General features: G+C 60.7%; 13 protein-coding genes and 2 pseudogenes. 9 read left to right on the top strand and 6 right to left on the bottom strand.

Annotated features, from left to right (window positions below; genetic code table 11):
• Nucleotides 1-175: 175 nt before the first annotated feature.
• The 4 genes from HQL56_08970 to HQL56_08955 form a co-directional block, all read right to left on the bottom strand.
• A complete protein-coding gene (locus HQL56_08970; protein MBF0309644.1) occupies nt 176-430 on the bottom strand; it encodes a hypothetical protein in 255 nt (84 codons plus the stop codon).
• Nucleotides 431-705: 275 nt separating this feature from the next.
• Entirely contained in the window at nt 706-2,712 is a 2,007-nt protein-coding gene (locus HQL56_08965) for a PAS domain-containing protein (GenBank protein ID MBF0309643.1), read from the bottom strand.
• Nucleotides 2,713-2,723: 11 nt separating this feature from the next.
• Complete coding sequence (locus tag HQL56_08960; protein ID MBF0309642.1) at nt 2,724-3,674, bottom strand: ABC transporter substrate-binding protein; 951 nt, start codon at nt 3,672-3,674, stop codon at nt 2,724-2,726.
• Nucleotides 3,671-4,084 (bottom strand): cyclic nucleotide-binding domain-containing protein, encoded by a 414-nt coding sequence (locus HQL56_08955; GenBank protein ID MBF0309641.1) that lies wholly within the window; start codon nt 4,082-4,084, stop codon nt 3,671-3,673. The genes HQL56_08960 and HQL56_08955 overlap by 4 nt, the downstream gene beginning before the upstream one ends.
• Nucleotides 4,085-4,212: 128 nt before the next feature.
• On the opposite strand from HQL56_08955, the gene HQL56_08950 reads away from it, so the two are divergent.
• From HQL56_08950 to HQL56_08930, 5 genes and pseudogenes are all read left to right on the top strand, one after another.
• Nucleotides 4,213-4,383 carry a hypothetical protein gene (locus HQL56_08950; GenBank protein ID MBF0309640.1) on the top strand — a complete coding sequence of 57 codons (171 nt, stop codon included), beginning with the start codon at nt 4,213-4,215 and terminating at the stop codon, nt 4,381-4,383.
• Between the two features lie 283 nt (nt 4,384-4,666).
• On the top strand, nt 4,667-4,879 hold the full coding sequence (locus tag HQL56_08945; protein ID MBF0309639.1) for a hypothetical protein: 213 nt from the start codon (nt 4,667-4,669) through the stop codon (nt 4,877-4,879).
• Nucleotides 4,880-5,010: 131 nt separating this feature from the next.
• A complete protein-coding gene (locus HQL56_08940; protein MBF0309638.1) occupies nt 5,011-5,628 on the top strand; it encodes a response regulator transcription factor in 618 nt (205 codons plus the stop codon).
• Nucleotides 5,629-5,812: 184 nt separating this feature from the next.
• Nucleotides 5,813-6,996: pseudogene (locus tag HQL56_08935) on the top strand (putative DNA binding domain-containing protein).
• Nucleotides 6,996-7,972: pseudogene (locus HQL56_08930) on the top strand (ParA family protein). The pseudogenes HQL56_08935 and HQL56_08930 overlap by 1 nt, the downstream one beginning before the upstream one ends.
• Here HQL56_08930 and HQL56_08925 read toward each other — a convergent pair.
• Entirely contained in the window at nt 7,951-12,834 is a 4,884-nt protein-coding gene (locus HQL56_08925; protein ID MBF0309637.1) for a response regulator, read from the bottom strand. The pseudogene HQL56_08930 and the gene HQL56_08925 sit on opposite strands and share 22 nt — an antisense overlap.
• Nucleotides 12,835-12,920: 86 nt before the next feature.
• On the opposite strand from HQL56_08925, the gene HQL56_08920 reads away from it, so the two are divergent.
• The 3 genes from HQL56_08920 (at nt 12,921) to HQL56_08910 (ending at nt 17,741) form a co-directional block, all read left to right on the top strand.
• A complete protein-coding gene (locus HQL56_08920; protein ID MBF0309636.1) occupies nt 12,921-13,601 on the top strand; it encodes an ABC transporter ATP-binding protein in 681 nt (226 codons plus the stop codon).
• On the top strand, nt 13,598-16,132 hold the full coding sequence (locus tag HQL56_08915) for an ABC transporter permease (GenBank protein ID MBF0309635.1): 2,535 nt from the start codon (nt 13,598-13,600) through the stop codon (nt 16,130-16,132). The genes HQL56_08920 and HQL56_08915 overlap by 4 nt, the downstream gene beginning before the upstream one ends.
• A 439-nt stretch (nt 16,133-16,571) precedes the next feature.
• Complete coding sequence (locus tag HQL56_08910; protein MBF0309634.1) at nt 16,572-17,741, top strand: carotenoid 1,2-hydratase; 1,170 nt, start codon at nt 16,572-16,574, stop codon at nt 17,739-17,741.
• Between the two features lie 63 nt (nt 17,742-17,804).
• Here HQL56_08910 and HQL56_08905 read toward each other — a convergent pair whose 3' ends face one another.
• Complete coding sequence (locus HQL56_08905) at nt 17,805-19,208, bottom strand: M48 family metalloprotease (protein ID MBF0309633.1); 1,404 nt, start codon at nt 19,206-19,208, stop codon at nt 17,805-17,807.
• Between the two features lie 172 nt (nt 19,209-19,380).
• Between HQL56_08905 and HQL56_08900 the strand changes: the two genes are divergently transcribed.
• Nucleotides 19,381-20,325 carry a chemotaxis protein CheV gene (locus tag HQL56_08900; protein MBF0309632.1) on the top strand — a complete coding sequence of 315 codons (945 nt, stop codon included), beginning with the start codon at nt 19,381-19,383 and terminating at the stop codon, nt 20,323-20,325.
• Nucleotides 20,326-20,583: the final 258 nt, after the last annotated feature.

Genomic DNA, 20,583 nt, shown 5'->3' with positions numbered 1-20,583 from the left:
GGGGGTTCGGGGGGGATTATCCCCCCCGACGGGTCCAGGGCAGAGCCCTGGGACTCTTCCTTTTGCTGTTGACGTTCAACCCCAAGGGGTCCAGGGGGTACCCCTGGGACTTTTCCTTTCGCCGTTGACACGATCATGCCGCGCTGTCCAGGGGCCTGAATAGTTCTCGATCTCTTCAGTAGGAGGCGCGTACCTGCTTTTTGCGCCAGGCGTCCAGAACCTCGCGTCCGTAGAAGTCCACGGAGCGGTAGCGACCGTCGTGGCACTGACGGCATTGAATGCCGGAACTGGCCCAGCGGCTGACGAAGCCCAGACTGCCGGAGCAGGTGTCCAGGCTGCAACGGATTTCGCCACAGGAGCTGCACTGATAGATGCGCACCGGGCGTCCGCCGCAAGAGGGACATTTGATGGAGTTGAGCGTGTTGTCCATGGGGTCGTTCCAATCCATGTCGCGGCGCGGGTGATCTGCGAGCCGGAGTCCGTCCTGGACTCACTTGAACAAGGGGCTCTCTCTATAAAGAAAGGCGGTCAGCCCTGTCAAGCGGATTCGTCGGACGGATGGCCACCCGGGCCAGTTGTTGATTGGGGGCGCGGACCTCTCCCCCGTCATCAGTCCGGGTATGCAATAAAGATTCCGAAAGGGCGAAAGGGCGGAAAGGGGCTCGTTTCGACGCTGGATGGGGTGAAAGGGGCAGATTTTGCCGGTCACTCTTTGCCGCTTGAGGCTCCGGGTACCGGTAAGAGGATCTCCACTTCCGTGCCGAGGTTGCGCCCTGCCAGGGGACTGGAATAGCGGATGCGCCCACGATGGGCTTCCACGATCTCCTGCACGATGGACAAGCCCAGCCCGGTGCCTTTTCCGGGGGCTTTGGAGGTGTAGAAGGGTTGTCCCAGTTTGGGCAGAACCTCATCGGGAATGCCCGGTCCGTTATCCTGCACCTGCAGTCGGTACCAGGTATCCTCCCGATGGGCGGAAACCGTGATGCGGGGACTCTCCCCGGCGGGCGGGGCCTCTTCGAGGGCATCGAGGCTGTTCTGCAGCAGGTTGGTGAAGACCTGGGTCAACTGTTGCAAATCGCCATCCACCATCCACTCCGTCGGGAGATCCACAAAGAGGGGCGGCAGGCGTTTGAGACGGTGGGAGAGCAGAAGTTGAGCCTCTTCCACGGCACGAACCAGGGGAACGCGCTGCCACTTCTCATGGGGGGAGTGGCGGGCAAAGCCCTTCAACCCGTCCACCAGACGACTGATGCGTCGGCTGCCCTCTTCCATGTGATCCAGAATGCCGGGCAGATGCCGCAGCAGTTCGGCGGAATCCGGGGCGTCGGACAGATTATCCGGAACGCGGGAGAGTATCTCGCGCAGATAGAGCAGATTGCCGTGGATGAAGGTATTGGGATTGTTGATCTCGTGGGCGATGCCGGCGGAAAAGGTGCCCAGGGTGACCAGCCGGTCGGCGTGGAGCAACTGACGGGTGCGCTCCTCGACCAGACGCTCCAGGGATTCGGCATGTTCCTGCAAGGCCATTTCGGCCTGTTTGTGGGTGGTGATGTCCCGGCCAACTTCCACCACGCCCATGGGATTGCCTTTGGCGTCGGGCAGAGGCACCAGAAGGGTTTCCAGATGGCGCACGGCGGAAGGTCCGCCGGGCAGAGTGGTTTCGGCCACCACCAGATGTTCTTCCCGGAGAACCTGCTGCCGGGCCTGGCGAAAATGGAGTGCCAGCTCCTCCGTCCAGAGTTCGGCTTCCGTGCGACCGATGACCATCTCCCGGGGCAGGGCCAGCAGCGAGGCATAGGCTTGATTGGCCTCCAGACACCGCCCGGAGAGGTCTTTGAAGCAGACGCCGTCGGGAATGGTCTGGATCAGGGTTTCCAGACGCCGGCTGGCCTCCCGGTAGTGGGCGGTGGATTGCCGGGCCTGTTCTTCGGCGCGTTGCCGTTCCGACACTTCGTGTCGCAACATTTCCCGTGAAACGGTGACCTGGCGCAGATTATCGGCCATGCGGTCCAGGGCGCTGCCCAGATCGCCGATCTCGTCCCGGTTATCCAGGGGGATGCGGTGTTCCAGATCGCCTGCGCCCATGATCCTGGCGCTCTCCTGCAACAGGGCCAGGGGAGAGAGGATCCGGCGTTTCAATCCCGAAAAGAGGCCCAGGGTGATTAGGGTGAGCAAAAAGACCACACCCACCACCATCCATTGGGCCCGGCGTTGCAGGGTGTCGCCCATGGCCAGGTTTTGCTGACGCAGTCGGATCGACTCGGACATCATGGCCTGGGTGCGGGCCAGGATTTGTCCCACCAGACGGTTTTCCATCTCCTCCCGTAGCGCTTGTTCCTCGTCGCCGCCGGTTCCGGGTTCTTCGGAGAGCTTCCATAACTGGGAGAAGAGGGGTTGCAGATGCTGGTGATTGTCGCGCAACCGGGTCAGGGCGGGGCGAAACTCCGGGAAATGGATGCCCTGGTCCAATAGAGCGAGAATACTTTCCGATTTGGCCAGCCACTGGTGTCGGGCCCGGGTTTCGCGAAAGCGCAGATACTCCAGAAAAAGTATGTTGAGCTCCGAAACCCCCTGGTTGATACCGGCGGCCAGTTGTTCGATGCGCATGTGGCGCGTATTGCTCGCGGCGGATTGATAGAAGATGAGACCCACCGTGGGCCACAGCACCATGAGGATCAGAGTTCCCAGGCGAATGGTTTCGCGAATGCGCATGGCCTTGGCTTTCAGTGGATCAAGGTAACCGCGTCGGGTTTCAGGGCATCGAGAAAGCGGTGATCGATAAAGGCCATGAAGTTGGGCATGCGTTGCGGCCCGCCCAGCTTCTGGCGCATGCTCCAGCGCACCACATCTTCCAGTTGCACCACCAGCTCCTGGTCGAGAAGCAGACCGTATTCGGCCCGATGCCAGGGAGTTGGTTGAGATTCCTGCCATTTCCCGCCGGAAAGAAGCGACTCCTCCGCCTTCAACAGCCCCCTCATCAAGACGGAAACGTCCTGACTCCGGGCCTCCAGGCGGGAAGCCAGCCCCACGAGGTTCAACAGGTTGGCCCAAAGTTCCGGTGCGTCGAAGACCACGGTTTCGCTGGACGGAGGGGTGCGGCTGCTTCGCAGAAAGGGCTCCCTGGCGCAATAGGCATCGATCTCTCCGGCCATCAGGGCCGCAGGCAGGTGGGCAGGTGAATCGTAGTAGCGCAGACGCACCCGGGAGGGGGGAATGCGCAGGTTGACCAGGAAATTGTAGAGGAAGTAGTGCATGGAAGAGTCTCTGGTCAGACCGATGAGGTGGCCTTGAAGATCCTCGGGAGTGTGGATCCCGGCTTCCGGATTGGCCAGAATGCGGTAAAGACCGTGAAACTTGGCCGTGGTGGCCAGAATGCGCAGGCTGGCGTGGTCCGCAGCTTCCAGGGCCAGGGGCACCAGCCCGACAACACCGAGGTCCAACTCCCCGCCGATCAGGGCGTCAAACAGGTGTCGTCCCGTCAGATAGGGTTGGATGACCAGGTTGATTCCCTCCTTTTTGAGGAATCCCCGGCTGTGGGCCTCCAGGATGAAGCCGTTGAGAATGGGAACCACCCCCAGGATCAGGGGGCGAGCGGGGGGAGGCTGAAGTTTGGCGGGATGGTACCACCAGACCAGCAGTATCGCGGCAAGGATCAGGGCGAGCAGCCGTTTCATGAATCGTCCTTCGATTCCAGTTTCTCCTTCAGCTGGACCATCTCCCGGTTCAGGGCGCGGATGCGGCCCGACATCTGCCGCAAAATGCCCAGAACCAGGCTGGGATCTTCCTGGATGCGTCGCAGAAAGCCCTTGCGGTCGATGGTCAGCACCCGTGATTCTTCCAGAGCGCGTACCGTGGCGGATCGGGGCATGTCGTCGAAGCAGGCCATTTCGCCGAAGACTTCGTCTCCCCCGCCTTTTTCCAGGATGGCCACCCGGTGGGGGTGCCCCTCCTCCGATTCCACCACCACTTCGACCCGACCGGTGAGGATGATGAAAAAGGCTTCGGCCCGATCTCCCTGGTGGACGATGGTCTCGCCCGGAGCGTAACTTCTTCCCAACTCGGCATGCAACTTTTGAAAGAGCATCGCAGCAACCTCTTCGGCGCAAAAGGGCTCAAGTTTCTTCCCGCAAAGCCGATCCATTGCGGTGAGGGCAGAGTGGATTCACATCGCCCGGGGGATAGGCATCCTTCATACACGGGAGCGTAAACATCATGGATGACAAGGACAAGGTCAAGGAGCAGTTCAGCCTGGAATGTGCCTTGGAACGATACGAGGCGTTGGTCAGACAGTTGATCCAACATTCCGGGCGCATCGAGCGCCAGTTTTTCGAACTGGTCCCCCCGCAGGAGCGGGAAGTCCAGCAGCGGCGCTGGCTGCACTGACGATCCATCTTTTTGCTGATTCATGCCCCATTCTGGCATGCCCGGGACGGCAAGTCTCCCGACGTCCCGGGAATTTTTCCCCTCGGCAGTGCAATCAGTCTCTTTAATCAATTTATAGTATTTTTTTGTTGCATTCCTCCGGCATTGCGCTATTCTAGCTCCCAGACGCCGAGTGGGACATCGATCAAGGGCGTTGGTCGGTGTCCGGGTTTGTAACACGAATGGCGTCAGTGGCGTTAGTGGCGTTAAAGGGATTTACGGCTGGCACAGGGGGCGAATGAAAATGGACACGATCAAACAGGGCGGCGGCGTAGTAGATGTATCCAACAGTTATATGTTGCTGGGTGTGCGCAACGGGAAGTCGGCGATTCCCGGTGATGCACCGACGATGGTGATCAATGGTTCGAACGGCTACATGCCTGTGGCGACCGATCTCCAGGCTGCGAAAGAGCAGCTCGATTTGGCACAGTGGGACCGGATTTTCTTTGACTTCTGATGTTGGAATGGTGCAGAGAAAACCGAACCCCGCCGTGAGGCGGGGTTTTTTTTTCCGCACTTGCCTGGTTGGGAGATCCTGTCGCACAATCCGGAGCGAAAGCCCACCTTTGCTCGATATCGGGAACTGCCATGAAGATCCTCATCGCTGACGATCATCCCCTGTTTCGGTCTGCCTTGAAAGGTATTCTGGAAGGCATGGCTCCCGAGGTGGAGGTGATCGAATCCGTCGATTTCCCCACGGTTCTCCGAGAGGTGGAAACACGGAACGGGGAGGTCGATCTGGTGCTGCTGGATCTGGCCATGCCGGGTATGGATGGTTTTCTGGCCATAGAGCTTCTGGGGGACCGCCATCCGGCCCTGCCGGTGGTTGTCCTGTCCGCCTCGGAGAATCCCCACGACATGCGCCGCGCCATGGATTTGGGGGTATTGGGCTACCTTCCCAAAACCCTGCCCCCGGAGGTGCTGATGGGGGAGATCCAACGGGCCCTTTCCGGGGAGAGCCTCATTCCGGAGGCCTTGCAACAGGGGCTTGACGAGGAGGAGTTGCTGGCCGGACAAGCCCTGACCCCGCGTCAGGTGGATGTGCTGCGGCTGATGCGCGACGGCAAGTCGAACAAGGAGATCGCTCTGGTGTTGGGACTCTCCCCGGCCACGGTGAAGGTTCATGCGGCCAGCATCTTCAAGTCTCTGGACGTGCGTAACCGTACCCAGGCGGCCATGGTGGCGGAGCGCATGGGGTTGTTGTGAGGCGACTGAGGAGGCTATTCAAAATAACTTGTGCAGATTGCGCCGGATTTTGGTTCACCTGCAAGGCGCGAGAAGGGGCGCATATGTCGATATGTAACCCTTCTCGCAACGCCGCAGGTGAGCCAAAAGACAAGCAAGATGTGCAAGTTATTTTGAATAGCCTCCTGACCCTTGAGGTGGGCGCATGATCACCCCCGAAGAACTTGAAGGCCTGTTGACCGATATCGAATCGGACCGGGTCGAACGCACTGTTTCCACCCAGGATACCGACAAGTTCGGCCAGGCGATCTGTGCTTTTGCCAACGATTATCCGAAACACGACAAACCGGGATACCTCATCGTCGGTGTTCGTGACGATGGGACCTTGGCTGGTTCAAGAATTACCGATGCCATTCTGCAAAACCTGTCCGCCATCCGCTCTGACGGCAATGTCCGACCGCCACCGGCCCTGGTGGTGGAAAAATTCACCCTGAAAGGTGGGGAGGTTGCTGTTGTCGAGGTGCAGCCCTCGTTTGTTCCTCCGGTCAACTACAAAGGCAGAGTCTACATTCGGGTTGGTCCCCTCGAAAGGCCATTGCCAACGAACAGGAGGAGCGTCACCTTTCCGAAAAACGTTCCTGGCTGATGGCCACTTCCGATATTCATCCGGTGTCGGGCGCCAAAGTGGCGGATATGAGCTTGCGTCTGTTCGAGGAGTACCGGGTCATTTCCCTCTCTCCGGAGACGGTTGCGGCCAATCACCGCACCACGGAAGAGGCCCTGGCTGCATTGCGCTGTTTCGATCTGAGGTTTCACCTGCCGACGGTGGCCGGCATTCTCCTCTTCGGAATCAATCCCCGTTTTTTCCTGCCGGGGGCCTATGTTCAGTTCCTGAAATTTCCCAATACCACCATGACCGAGTCACCCAATGATCAGTTGGAGATTTCGGGAGATCTTCGCACCGTACTGGAGACGGCAAAGGGGAAGGTGATCATCTGGAATCGCGTCGATATGAGACGCGGAGAGGGTTTTCAGGATCGGTTGCTGCCCGACTATCCGGAGTGGGCGCTGCGGGAACTCCTTCATAATGCGGTCATGCACCGGGACTATCTCTCCACCAGCCCGATCCGTTTTTACTGGTATTCGGATCGCATCGAGATCCAAAGTCCCGGTGGACTATTCGGCAATGTGACCCGGGAGACCTTGACCCGCCGCAACAGTTATCGCAATCCCGCTTTGGCGGAGGCCATGAAGACCATGGGCTACGTCAATAAATTTGGTTCCGGTATCCAGTCGGCTGAAACTTTGCTGAAAGAGAACGGTAACCCTCCCCTGGAATTCGATATCGATGATGGGATTTTCGGAGTTACCATTCGGAGTCGGTCATAATGAGATCTATCGCATTTTTTAATAACAAAGGCGGGGTAGGAAAAACATCAATTGTTTATCACTTGGCCTGGATGTTTGCTGAACGGGGTATCCCGGTCCTGGTGGCCGACCTGGATCCTCAATCCAATCTGAGTTCGATGTTGTTGGATGATGATCGTCTGGATGAATTGTGGAATAACAAGGGAAACCAGACCGTTTATCACAGCCTGTTGCCGTTGATTAATCGAACCGGTGATCTTACCCCGCCCCATGTGGAAATGGTGGTGCCGAGCCGGCTGGGATTGCTGGTGGGAAATTTGGCCCTGTCAGGTTTCGAGGATCTCCTTTCCGAGAACTGGCCGAAGTGCCTGGATAACAAGGAAGACGCCTTTCGAGTGATCAGTGCGTTTCACCGACTGGTGTATTTTGGCGCGGAACAGATGTCGGCACAACTGGTGCTGATCGATGTCGGTCCAAATCTGGGAGCCATCAATCGGGCGGCGCTGATTGCAGCACAGGAGGTGGTGGTGCCACTGGCGCCGGACCTTTTTTCGCTTCAGGGACTGCGCAATCTGGGGCCGACTTTACGCGAGTGGCGCAAGGGATGGACGAAACGCCTTCCGGAGTGGCCGACGAGTCTGGCCATACCCAAGCCGGAGGGCAGGATGGAGCCTCTGGGCTATGTGGTCATGTGCAGCACGCCGTTCGGGAAAATCGTCCCGTCAAGGCCTATCAACGGTGGCTGGAGCGCATTCCGGAGGTCTACAGGGTCTCAGTTCTGGGAACTAAGCCGAATAAGTCGGTCTCGGTGGAGGAGGATCCGTTTCGCCTGGCCCTGCTGAAACACTATCGCAGCCTGATGCCTCTGGCCATGGAGGCCCGCAAGCCCATGTTTTTTCTCAGGCCGGCGGATGGGGCCATCGGCGCCCATGTGGAGGCGGTCCGGGCCTGTCATGATGATTTCCGCGACCTCTCTCAACGGATTTTGCCAGGCTGAACCGTCTTGTCCCCCTGCACCTTCCGCAGCAGGGCGCGCAGGGCTTCCGGGGGTACGGGTTTGCTCAGGCGATGGACCTGCTCCGCCAGGGGGTCGTTGGGCAGGTTCCAGGCATCCCTTCCGGTAAAGATGGCCCAGTTGCCCTTTCCCCTCTCCCTCAAATGACGCAGCAGTTGCCAGCCGTCGATGCCCGGTCCGAGATTGAGATCGGAAAGAACCAGATCGTAGGGTTCTCCCCGGTTTTCCACCCGCAGGAGCGCCTCTTCGGCGGAGAGAGCCCCCTCCACCTGACACCCCCACAAGCGCAGCAATCCTTCCAGGGCGTGAAGAATGGAAGGCTCGTCATCTACGATCAGGACCGACAGGTCGAAATGGTTCGGGCCGGTGGTCTCCGCCTCGGAACCGTTTCGGGCGCGTGCCGCCAGGGGGAGTTCCAGACCGAGGAAGTGCAGTCGGCCTGCGGTGGGTATGTCCGTCAGGCGGGCGCCCATGGCCGAAGCCAGAGCCGGCAACAGTCGGGCGAGCAGCTTGCGGAACGCCCCGGTCGGGCCGGAAGGTGCCTCCCCGCCAGGCTGATACCAGAGGCCCAGTCGGACCCGTGCCTGATGGCGTCTGGCGCCGAGCAGACCTTCCGACGGGTGGGTGTGATGCCAAAGCGTCACCAGGAAGAGTTCCAACAAACGGGGGTCGGTTTGCACCATCAGCGGGGAGGTGACGTGCCGCAGTCCGGGAGAGGCGCCGAGTCGCCGCAGAACGCCGGCCATCACCTCCTGCACCGGAAGGAGGCGGGGCAGGACTTGCAAAGTCGTGGCTTCCGACTTGGCCATGGTGATGAGCGCTTCCACCATCCAGGCCAGTTCGGCGAGGGCGCTTTGAGCCGCCAGGGTGCGCTGTCGCTCCCGTTCGGAAGGGGCCGTTCGCTCCATTTGAGCCAGAAGAAGGCCCAGGGCCGACAGGGGTTGGGCCAGGTCGTGACCGGTGGCGCCCAGGAGGGGCAGGAGTTCCGCCGTGTCGGTCGGGGGCGTGCGGGCCGGGGTGAACGCCGCTTGAGGCGGTGATGGAGCGCCTTCCTCCCGGTGCCGGGCCAGCCAGAGACTCCTGGAGAGTGTGATGCTGCCCTCTTGCACATAGAGATCCAACTCCGGAGCCATTTCCGGGTCGGGGGGCCGGTTCTCGCCGGCGAATTCCAACATCACCGCTCCCCAGGCCTGTTCCTGAGTCAGCAGGGGAGCAATCCACAAACCGGTCGGCAGGTGAGAGCGGAAGTAGGGCAGATCCTCCACCGGCGTGGTCCGATAATCCCATGGCGTCGACCCCCGCCAGACCCGGCCTTTGGCCAGAACGTCCAGCATGGGTTTGGTCGGCAGCAGGGGATTGCCCAGCAGGAGGGCATCCAGGGGCAGGTCGAATTGCCGCAGGCCTTCCCTGCGGGAGTACTCCGCCACGATTCGGGGCTTGCTGGAGAACTGAAAGACCAGGAGGCCGCGTTTGGCCCGACTCCTCTCCAGCAGGTGTTGCAAAAAGAGGGCTTCCACCTCTGCGGTAAGAATGTTTCGGGAGAGTTCCCGACAGGCGACGAGGGTTTCCAGGGTGGGTTGGTCCGCTCTGGTCTCGGGTGACGGGGCCAGGGAGGAGAGTTCGGGATAACGACGGCGGAGATCGGCTGCCTTGCTGCGCATGCCGAGGGATTTGTAGGCGGAACAGGCCTGGTCCAGCAGGATGGTGGCCGATTCGGAAGGCCCTTCCTGGCGGTGAAACCGCCCGGCCAGCTCCAGGGCCAGGGCCTGTTCCAGGGGAAAATGGTGGATGCGGGCCAGGTGAATGGCGATTTGGTGGTGTTCCATGGCCTGACGGCTCCGCCGGTGCAGTCGGCAGTGCAGCGCCATGGCCAGATGGTAGCGGTGGGCGAAGGTTTGGGGAAAGAGATCCGCCCATCGCCGCAGTTGCCCGATTCCTCTGTGGAGCTTGGTGGACAGATTGGGGATCATGCCGGGTCCACAATGGTCCAGAAGGGTGGCCCGGGCCAGGGTGGCCCAAAAGCAGACCACTCCCTGCAGCAGGGGGTGGGTACCGCGAAGCACCGGTTCCAGACGGTCGGCGGCATGGAGCGCCTGGGGCAGGTCTTCCCTCAGCAGGGCGTTCAACAGCCGGAGGCTTTCCAGCCAGATGGCCGGACCGGGCCAGAGAGGGAGCCCGGTTTCACGGAGAAGGGTGTCGTCCGACTCCGCCGGGGTGAGGTCTGTTCCTTGCCGCCAGTTGGCGTGGGTCTCCAGCAGATGGTTGAGGGATTCGGCAACGAGCGGCTCCGGGCAGGAAGGGAGAAAGGCCCGGATCCGCAGGGCCACAAGGTCGTCACCGCCATCGCCGAAAAGGCTGCCGGCCATCTCCAGAAGCAGGGCCTGTGCCAGGAGTTCCCCATCTTCCGTCTTCTCTGCAGCCTCCGCCATCTCTCGGGCGGAGCGTTTCAAATCGTTCCAGGAACTCACCCACGGGTCGAGCCACCAACTGCAAACGGCCTTGTGTTCCCGGGAAGTGGCGCCGCTCAACTCGCCCAGCATGTTGCGCAGACGCTGCAGCAGGGTTTTGCCCCGGCCTGCCAGAAGCCGGCTGCTCAAAGCGGCGGTGATGCAGCAGGCCATGGGATGGGGAGACCGGCGTGTCGACCCGCGACGCAGAAGGTGTCCGGCCAGAGCGGCGGGGGCGGGAGCCAGATGGGGATGACGCCAGAAGAAACGGAACAGGTGGGTGGAAAGACTTTGTTGCCAGGGGGAATCCTCCGTGGCAATCCGGTGCCCCGGAGCGCGGGGATCGAGCAAGGCCAGCAACTCCTGCCAGGTGCTGTCCAACCTGGAGTGGACGCTGCGCTCCATACCCACCAGTTTCATGGCCTGATGCAGATGCATGGGGGCCTGTATTTCCCCGGCCAGCAGAAGGGCCATGTCGAGGGAGAAGGAGCCGGGACGTTCCCGGAAGGCGATGCGTCTTCCCAGGGCGCGCGCCAGATCGGCGGCCCGGAGGGGTATCACGCCTTCCCGGCAGGATTGGGCGCAGACCGCCACCACAGCCGTCAACAATCCCGCTTCCGCCTCCTCGCTCAGAGGCAGCAGCAGGGTCAAGGCTCGTTCCAGATCGTCCAGGGCGGCCAGTGGTCCCCGTTGGCGCAGTGCATTTCGCGCGGATTGCAAGAGGATGGCCACCTCCTCTTCGGGAGTCGGGGTGACGGTCACCGGCACCAGACGGGTCAGAGACAGGGCAAGGTGCAGATTGAAGTCGGGTTGGGCCTCATGGGGCCAGAGACGGTAGCTCTCGTCCAAGGGCACCACAACCCGTTGCGCCAGCAGCGGTATCAGTTGATCGGCAAGCGGGTTGCCCGTTCCGGCCAGCAGAACGACGTCATGCAGGGAGAAGGCGTCCCCCAGGCTTCTCAAACGCTGTGGAAGGCTTTGTGCGGCTGCGGACGGCGGGGTACCCTCTTCCTCAGGGACAGGCAGGTTGAAACGGGCTCGGGGTTTGAGTCGCCGCTGCCAGACGGGATGATCGTTCCGGGTACACACCAGCAGGATGACCGGGGGCAACGAGGGATTGTCCAGGGCGTAGCGCAGCGTTTCGATGGCCGCCAGATCCGCGACTTCCGCGCGGGGTATCCACACCAGGCGCGGGGGGTGGTGCGAGAAGAACCACGTCGCCAGTTCGGAGAAGGCCGCCAGGCTTCGGCTGTAGCCCGGCAGGGCGGAGGAAGGGGAATCGCTCAGGCCCCAGGCCGAGAAGACATCGCCGTAACGGGATACCGGTTCGGGGGGTCGCCGGGTCTCTTCCGGGAGTCCCGGGAGAGGCCGCAGGGCCTCCCGGGCCAGAGCGATCAGGGCTGACCAGGGCGGTTGTCGCGGTCCTCTGGAAAAGGGCAGCACGAAGACCTGCTGGCCGCTGTGACGAATATCGGCGGCTAAGGTTTCGATGTCGTCCACCTGCTCGGCTCCGAGGGTGCCTTGCACCAGCAGGGTGGTTACTTTTAGAGGGGTGTCGGGGCGGGTCTGCCGTTCCAGAAAGAGGGCCAGCGGCGAGCGGTTGCGGAAATATGGCGGAGGAGGGGAAATCTCTCCCCGGTCGAGGGCGGCGGCGAGGGCCTGTGCCGAAGCCCAGCGGTCCCGGGGATGACGGGCGAGGAGTCCCTGAATCAGGCCGGCCACGCTGGGCGAAATCTGCCAGTTGCAGACCAGTTCCGCTGCGGTGATGCCCGGTGGTGGCGGAGCCTGACCCGAGGCCAGAAAACAGAAACAGGCTCCCAGTCCGTAAAGATCGGCGCGGCTGTCCACCCAGCCGGAGGCCTGGCGCGATTGCTCCGGCGCGGTGAACAGTCGCAAGGGGGAGGAGTCGGGCAGGGGGTTTAAGCCGGGGGGCTCCGCGGGCAGCTCGCAGGCCCGGCTGAAACCGCACAGCAGGAACTCCGGATGTTCGGGATCCAGCAGCAGGTGGGAGCAATCGATACGCCCGTGGTGCAGCCCGAGACCGTGGATGCGCTCCAGCGTGGTCAGACCCTGGCGTAGCCAGGTGTAGAGGTCGGCTTCGTCGAGGGCTTTCGGCGGCAGTCTGTCGAGCGGCAGGGACTGAGTCAGCGCCGGAAACACCAGCCAGGGTTCGCCATGCCATTCGACCCGATCGAGAAGTTCGACCACACCGGAACCCGCCACCCGCTGCAACAGGCGGGCTTCCCGTTGCAGCCACGCTTGACCCCATGCCGCATTGTGATGCAACAATCCCTTTAGTAGAACCGGTTTCCGGTCCGCCTGACGCATCCCGGACCAGAAACGATGGTTTGCGGTTTGCAAGCAGATGTCGAGGAGATGATAGCCGGGCAGTTCCATGGCATTCCGGAAGGGACAGGGGTGTAGGGTTCGAGGGTGTCAGAATTGAACGGAGCTGACAAGATGTTCCGTGAGGGGGATATTTCGTGGATGTGATGTTGAGTGGCGTGGTCAAAGGGTACCCGGAGGGAGGGGTCTGGCGGGAGGTTCTGCGCGGGGTGGAGCTGATGTTGCCTTCCGCTTCGCTTACGGCGCTGGTGGGACCAAGCGGTTCGGGTAAAACCACCCTGTTGAATCTGATCGCGGGCATCGACCGGCCCGAGGGGGGCTCCATCCGGATTGGCGGGGTGGAGTTGACCCGCCTTTCGGAGGACGAACGCACCCGATTCCGGCGGCGCAACATGGGTTTCATCTTCCAGATGTACAATCTGATTCCCACGTTGACGGTGATGGAAAATCTGCTCTTCATGCCGCGTCTGAACCGGCAGCCGGAAAAGGAGTCACGCCTGCGGGTGGAAGAGATGCTGGAGCGTCTGGGACTGAAAGAGCGTCGTCAGGCCTTTCCGGACGCCCTTTCCGGGGGGGAGAGGCAGCGCGTGGCCCTGATTCGCGGTCTGGCCCATCAGCCGGGCCTGGTGCTGGCGGACGAGCCGACGGGCAATCTGGACCGGGGCAACGGCCGGGAGGTCATGCGCCTGCTGGTGGAGATGGTGAACAACCGCAAAGCGACGCTGATCCTGGTGACCCATGACCGGGAGATGGCAGCGTCGACCGGGGGAATTCACCGTCTGACGGACGGGGTTCTTCAGCCGGGGTTTGCCCCATGAAGGCCATGGCGCTCTGGGTCTGGCGGGGTGTGTGGGGGCACGGCTGGCAGAGTCTTCTCTCCCTGATGGGTGTGGCGGTGGGGGTGATGGGCATCGTCGCGGTCGAACTGGCGTCGCGGGGGGCCATGAGCGCCTTCGAGACGGCCAGCGCCGCCTTGTCGGGCGGGGTTTCCCAACAGGTGGTGGGGGTGGGGCGCGGTGTGGAGGAGGGGCTTTACCGCGCCATTCGACTCCATCTGGAAGGCGGTCGGGCGGCCCCCGTGGTGGAGGGGTGGTTGCGCGACGAGGCGGGACGGGAGTGGCGTATTCTGGGGGTGGATCCCCTGTCGGAAGGCCCCTTCCGGGGTGAGGGCTGGGCTATCGAGGCCGGACGCGCCTGGTGGCAGGAGGAAAATGCCGTCTGGATCACCCCGGAGACGGCCAGGCGGCGAAACGTGGCCATCGGCGGCGAACTGGCATTGGATACCCCCGAGGGACGCAAGACCCTCCGCATCGCAGGCCGGGTGATCCCCGGTCGGGCCATCGAGCGCGAGGGGTTGGCCGGTGTGCTGTTGATGGATATCGGCCTGGCCCAGGCGTTGTTGGTGATGCCGGGTTATCTGAGCCGCATCGATCTGGCGCCTCCGCCGGAGGTCGAGGAGGGGACCTGGCTGGAAGCCGTGCGCCGCTCTCTTCCCGAAGGGGTGCAACTCCTGGCTCCGGAAGCGCGCAACCGCATGCGAGAGGCCATGACCCGCTCCTTCCGCCTCAATCTGTCGGCACTGGGGGTGTTGTCGCTTGGCGTGGGCTGTTTTCTCATCTTCAACGCCTCCTATTTTTCCGTGGTGCGGCGTCGCGAGGAGTTGGGCCTGCTGCGCGCCCTGGGGGTGCGTCGTCGCCAGGTGATGGGGGCGCTGCTCGCCGAAGGCTTTCTCATCGGCGCGGGGGGTGGCGTGATCGGGGTGACGGCGGGCCTGCTGCTGTCGCCTTTTCTGCTGGAACGGATCAGTCGCACCGTCAACGATCTCTATTATCCGCTGCAGGTCTGGTCGGTGGGCCAGGATCTCCGGGTGGTGGTTGCCGGGTTGCTGCTGGGCATCGGGGTAACCCTGCTCGCCACCCTGCCGGCAGCCTGGCAGGCCGGTACGGTCTCACCACGCGCCGTGATGCAACGCTCCCTTCTGGAAGTGGGGCTGCACCGGCAACTCAATCGTTTTCTCGGCGCGGGCCTGATTCTGGGGGGCGGAGGCCTTTGGCTGGCCTGGCAACCCTGGTCCGGATTGGCCGGAGGCTTTGCCGGACTGTTTCTGCTGTTGAGTGGCGGAGCCTTGTTGACCGTGCCGGGGTGCGTCTTTTTGGCGCACCTGCTGGCTGCCGCCGGGCGTCGTTTCGGCTGGTGGCGGATGGCCATGGCCGCCGGGGCGGTGGCCCGATCCCCCAGCCGTACCGGGGTGGCTGCCGCCGCCCTGGCCGTGGCCTGTGCCGCCGCCCTGGGCATGGGGTTGATGATCCATGGATTCCGCACCTCCGTCTCCGACTGGCTGGCGCAAACCCTGACCTCCGATCTCTACGTGCGGGCCTCCGGCTCCGGTCCCGGCAGCGACCAGGCGATTCTCTCCGAGGCGTTGGGTCCGCTCATCGCCGCCTTGCCGGGGGTCGATTCCGTCGGTTATGGCCGACGCCTCAAGCTGGAAGGTGGCGATGCCCTGACCGAGTTGTTCGTTCTCGACATTCCGCCGCATCGCTTTCGTGGCTTTCGCTTTCTGGAAGGGGGAGACCCCGCTGATCTGTGGAAACGCTTTCAAGAGGGGCAGGAGGTGCTGCTTTCCGAGCCGATGGCCTTTCATCGCGGTTTGAAGGTGGGGGATACCATCCGCTTGCCCACTCTGCGGGGTGGTCACGACTTTCGAGTGGCGGGCATTCATGTCGATTACGGCTCCGACGCCGGGGTGGTGACCATGAGCCGGGCCACCTATTTGGCCCATTGGGCGGACCGTGGCGTGACCACGCTGGGGGTGGAGATCACCCGGGAAGCCTCCATCGAAGAGATGATGCTTCGGGTGGAGCAGGCCGCCGCCCCCGTGCAGCGGGTGAGCGTGCGTTCGGCGCGGGAATGGCGGGAGGCGTCCCTGGCGGTTTTCGATCGCACTTTTGCCGTGACGGCGCTGCTGCGAGGTTTGGCGGTGGGGGTGGCGATGTTGGGTGCGGTGGCTGCCTTCGGGGCGTTGCTGGTGGAGCGCCGGCGGGAGATGGCCCTGTTGCGGGCCCTGGGTATGACCGGCGGCGAGGTGGGCGCCCTGGTGCGATTGGAGGCCTTGGTGACCGGATTGTCCGCCGGTTTGGCAGCCATGCCGCTGGGATGGGGGGTGGCGCTGTTGCTGCTGGAGGTGATCAATAAACGTTCCTTCGGCTGGAGTGTCAGCGCCCATGCGGATGAGTGGTTTACCGTGCAGGCATTGTTGCTGACCCTGCCTGCGGCGTGGTTTTCCGCGGTGCTGGCCGGGAGGGGATTGAACCGGCAGCCCGCCGCCATCCTGGCCTCGGAGGGATAATGTCCGAACATTTTTGACTTTCAATATGTTATCTTTTAAATATCAAAAAAAGAAAATGTTCTATTTTTTGACTTTTCGTAACGATTCAGGCCCCTGCCCAGCGCGGCATGATCGTGTCAACGGCGAAAGGAAAAGTCCCAGGGGTGCCCCCTGGACCCCATGGAGTCGGAAGTCAACAGCAAAAGGAAAAGTCCCAGGGCGCTGCCCTGGACCCGCCGGGGGGGATAATCCCCCCCGGACCCCCGTAGAAATAAAATGGCTATGTCGCCAAACCATGTTGGTTTCGGTTATCCCCCTGAAAAGTCCCAGGGGTGCCCCCTGGACCCCATGGGGTTGAACGTCAACAGCGAAAGGAAAAGTCCCAGGGCGCTGCCCTGGACCCGCCGGGGGGGATAATCCCCCCCGGACCCCCGTAGAAATACAATGGAAAAGGAATAATATGGCTTCCGGCGGGATTCGGCTGAACCGGCGCAGAGTGTTGCAAAGCCTGCTGTTGGCAGGGGTGGGAGGGTGTGAGGTTCGGCAACCGGAAGAGGGGGCGGCTTCGCAGTTTCCCTCCGTTGCCGAACTGCTGCAATCCGACGCGGAGGGCTTTGAGCGCATCGATGCGGTTCCCGACCTGGTGTTTCCACGGGATCACGGACCGCACCCCAGCACCCGCCACGAATGGTGGTACCTGACAGCCACGCTGAAATCGGCGCAAGGGCGCATCTTTGGTGTGCAATGGAGCCAATTCCGCCTGGGATTGGCGCCGGGTACGGGGCAACGGTTCTCCCCCTGGGCTTCCCGACAGGCCTGGATGTGTCATGTGGCCATGGGTGAGGAGGGCGCGGGGTGGTTTCAGGCGGAACAGCGCCTGGCGCGGGAGGCGCTGGGCATCGCGGGTGGCCAGGCCGACCCACTCAGGGTTTGGATGGATGACTGGCAACTCGGTCGCACCGGGGGCAGCGACCGGGAGCCGGAGATGGCGCTGAGCTTCCGGACCCGGACCATGGGGGCTTCCCTGCAATGGGTTCCCTTGAAGCCTCTCGTTCTGCAGGGGGAGGGTGGGTACAGCCGCAAGGGGGATGATCCCGGCAACGCCAGTTGCTACTACTCGTTGCCCCGTTTGCAGGTGAGCGGAACCGTGATTCGGGGAGATGAAAGCGTTGCGGTCCAGGGTTTGGGTTGGTTTGATCGGGAATGGGGCAGCGGCGCTCTGGAGAGGGGCAGTGGCGGATGGGATTGGTTCGCCCTTCACCTGGAGGATGGACGTGAACTCATGTATTACCGCCTGCGTCGGGAGAACGGCTCCATCTCCCCCTGGAGTGCAGGGGTATTGATTGATCAGGAAGGCGGGGTGCGCTCCCTCTCCTCCGACAGGGTTAGTCTGACCCCCGGCCTAACCTGGAGCAGCCCCGAATCCGGGCGTCACTACCCGGTGGAATGGCGCTTCCTCTGTGAGGATCCACCGCTGGATCTGCTCCTGAAGGCCCGTTTTCCCAATCAGGAGCTGTTGTTCAAGCCCACCACATACTGGGAAGGCATGGTCACGGCGCAAAGTCGTGGGGGTGAGGAACCCCTTTACGGCGAGGGGTTCCTGGAGTTGGTCGGCTATCGACCGACGTGACGTTTCGAGAGGTTCGGCGGTCAGGGTTGGATCGGCGTATTGACTCTCCCTGAAAAGGTCGGGTTATTTGGGGAATAAAATAATATTTGTTTGAGGATTGCGATTTCTTTTTGGTAGAAATCCCCATTGTTCAAGTTTCTGGAAAGCATATATACCATTCTTTGTCGGTCGTTTTATTTTTCTCAAGTACGATTGATAATAATCAGATGCTTCCAATTTTCTATTCATGCCTTCCATGGCGTATCCCTGATAAAAAATCATTTCTGTAGTTCTTGGAATATACTTTATATAGTTCCCAAACCCATCGAGTGCTTCCTCGAATTTATTCAGGCTCAGGGCAGCCATTCCCATGACAAAATGCGCTTGTGGTTCGGCCGGAATGATTTCGTGGGCTCTTTTTGCGAGTTCAAAGGCATCTTTTGTCAAGTCAACGGCAAGATTGCACTTTGCGCTCAATAGGAGACATGCATAATCGTCGGGCATAAGTTTATTTGCTGCTTTAAGTCTTTCATCAGCAGCGCCCAATAGACCTTTGCCCATTTTCTCTGTAGCTTCTTTCATCAAAGTAATAGCCTCTTTGTTTTTTCGCAGAGAAGCCATTTCATCCATAAAACGTTCTTTACCTATATTGTCTGGATATTTGAAAGAGGGAATGAGCGCTATCTTGCGCCGGGCGTTTTGGATGCGCTCTTCATCGAGTGGGTGTGTGCCAAAGAAAAAGTCCAGAAGGGTCGGATCCTCTTTGCGGTTTCTGAGTAATATTTCCTGTAATTCTACGGCACCAATAGGGTTGTAACCTGCTTTACTCATGTAATCGATGGCCAGGGCATCGGCTTCGCGCTCGTTGTCGCGACTGAATTTTTTCACCATTGCCAAGTGGCCTAATTCCGCAAAAAACTTAATTTTAGAAACTTCTTGAGAAGATTTATCTTTTGTTATGTAATATATTAATGCTTTGAATAGAAAATCACTTAGTTCTTCATGTGCAACTCTCTGTGACATATGTCTTGCGCATATATGTCCTATTTCATGTCCCAGTACGGCAGCCAACTGCGATTCGTTGTCAAATGCGTTTAACATTCCTCTTGTGACTGATACAGTTCCGCCGGGAAAGGCAAAGGCGTTATAAAAAACGGCGTTTGTTGGGATAAACGTATATTCGAGGTTTGGGCGGTGCGAGGCAGCCGCTATATCGCGTCCCACGGATGCAACATACTTGACTATCTTCTCGTCCTGAATGGGGCCGAGACAAACCGAAATGTTTGAAGGACCGTACTCTTCGTCCCATTCCCGCTCTTCCTTTTCGGTCATCGCGGCCAGAACGGGTTTGCCGGTCACCGCGCTTTTAGCGCAGCCGCCAAGAACGGTGGAGGAGAGGACTCCAGACGCGGCAATGCCGGCAAGATTTAGAGCTTCGCGCCTGGTTATTGGATGAATAAAATGATTTTCCGTGTCATTCTTTTCCAAGGAATCCTCCATTTGGCAAAATTTCCCCGATGAGGCATATTTAATCAGAGTGGTCGGGGATTGCAATGGCTTCCGTCGCGTATTTTCCCGAACATTTGATGAAAAAAAAGAGTAAAATGGGCGTCTCGGCGATGGAAAGGTTTGGCAGCGTGGGAATAGGAGAGGTAGTGACATGAAGGATGATGTGCTGGATGATGTGAACCGCCGGGCGCGGCTGGCCTTCAACAACGAGATGGAGATGTTGACCTTCTATCTCACCGATGGCCAGTTGTACGGGCTGAATGTCTTCAAGATCATCGAAATTCTGGAGTGCCCCAAGCAGGTTACGGTGATCTCCGGTTCCAAGCCGGCGGTCAAGGGGACCATCGATTTTCGCGGGCAGGCCATCACGCTCATCGATCTGGGGCAGGCCATGGGTTTGACGCCCATCGCCTATCGCACCACCCTCTCCTATGTCATGGTGCTGGAGTATTCCACCTCGGTGCAGGGGTTCCTGGTCGAGCGGCCCAACATGTTGATCAACAAGAAGTGGGACGAGATCCACAGTCCCAAGGGCCACATCTATGATCGCAGCTATCTGACTGCCGTGACCTATCACGAGGGCAAGACCATTCAGATTCTGGACGTGGAAAAACTGCTGGGGGATCTGATCGGTATCGAGGACCGCATTTCCGATACCCTCTTGGATCAGGCCCGGCAGGTGGTGCGCAAGGAGCATCACATTCTGGCGGTGGACGATTCCAAAGCCGCACGGGGGTTGATCGCCTCCGCCCTGACCCAGATGGGTTTGGCTCATACCGTGGTGGAGGATGGCGCTGCAGCTCTGGAGTTGCTCAACGGCTATCTGGAGCGGGGAGAAAAGCCTCCCTTCACCCTGATATTTTCCGATATCGAGATGCCCAACATGGATGGTTTCACCTTCACCCGGCGGGTGAAGGAGATTCCGGCGCTGGCCCATATTCATATCGCCATCCACAGTTCCCTGTCGAACCGGTCTAACGAGGAGAAGGCCCGGCAGATGGGGGCGGATGCCTTCATCTCCAAATTCCAGCCGGACAAGATGGCGGCTGTGGTTTTGGACCAGATCGCCAAGGTGGATGCGGCGCAGAAGGGCTAAATCGCGGCCTTTCGGAACGTTGGTTTGGAGGTCTCTCCGGCAGGAGGCTTGGGACGGCTGCTCATGGCGGTGAGTTCCGGGAGGTGATCCGGCCTTTGGAGGGGCGGATCCGGAAGAAGAGGCTGCCCGGAACGGACCCGAACCCGGTCACCTCGACCCGCCTTTTGCGAAAAAAGGGAGGTGTTCAGCCTCCCTGGGTTTCCTGTTATTCCATTTCTGTTTCATTCGTTCATTAATACGGGGGTCCGGGGGCGATTA

It is taken from the genome of Magnetococcales bacterium (assembly GCA_015231925.1).
Taxonomy (GTDB): domain Bacteria; phylum Pseudomonadota; class Magnetococcia; order Magnetococcales; family JADGAQ01; genus JADGAQ01.
Note: the sequence above shows the minus strand (reverse complement) of the source record. Positions and strands in the feature narration are given on the sequence as shown.

Excerpts from the sequence above, each read along its gene's own strand:
- HQL56_08970 (MBF0309644.1), bottom strand. The coding sequence starts at position 430 with ATGGACAACACGCTCAACTCCATCAAATGTCCCTCTTGCGGCGGACGC.
- HQL56_08965 (MBF0309643.1), bottom strand. The coding sequence starts at position 2,712 with ATGCGCATTCGCGAAACCATTCGCCTGGGAACTCTGATCCTCATGGTG.
- HQL56_08960 (MBF0309642.1), bottom strand. The coding sequence starts at position 3,674 with ATGAAACGGCTGCTCGCCCTGATCCTTGCCGCGATACTGCTGGTCTGG.
- HQL56_08955 (MBF0309641.1), bottom strand. The coding sequence starts at position 4,084 with ATGCTCTTTCAAAAGTTGCATGCCGAGTTGGGAAGAAGTTACGCTCCG.
- HQL56_08950 (MBF0309640.1), top strand. The coding sequence starts at position 4,213 with ATGGATGACAAGGACAAGGTCAAGGAGCAGTTCAGCCTGGAATGTGCC.
- HQL56_08945 (MBF0309639.1), top strand. The coding sequence starts at position 4,667 with ATGGACACGATCAAACAGGGCGGCGGCGTAGTAGATGTATCCAACAGT.
- HQL56_08940 (MBF0309638.1), top strand. The coding sequence starts at position 5,011 with ATGAAGATCCTCATCGCTGACGATCATCCCCTGTTTCGGTCTGCCTTG.
- HQL56_08925 (MBF0309637.1), bottom strand. The coding sequence starts at position 12,834 with ATGGAACTGCCCGGCTATCATCTCCTCGACATCTGCTTGCAAACCGCA.
- HQL56_08915 (MBF0309635.1), top strand. The coding sequence starts at position 13,598 with ATGAAGGCCATGGCGCTCTGGGTCTGGCGGGGTGTGTGGGGGCACGGC.
- HQL56_08910 (MBF0309634.1), top strand. The coding sequence starts at position 16,572 with ATGGCTTCCGGCGGGATTCGGCTGAACCGGCGCAGAGTGTTGCAAAGC.
- HQL56_08900 (MBF0309632.1), top strand. The coding sequence starts at position 19,381 with ATGAAGGATGATGTGCTGGATGATGTGAACCGCCGGGCGCGGCTGGCC.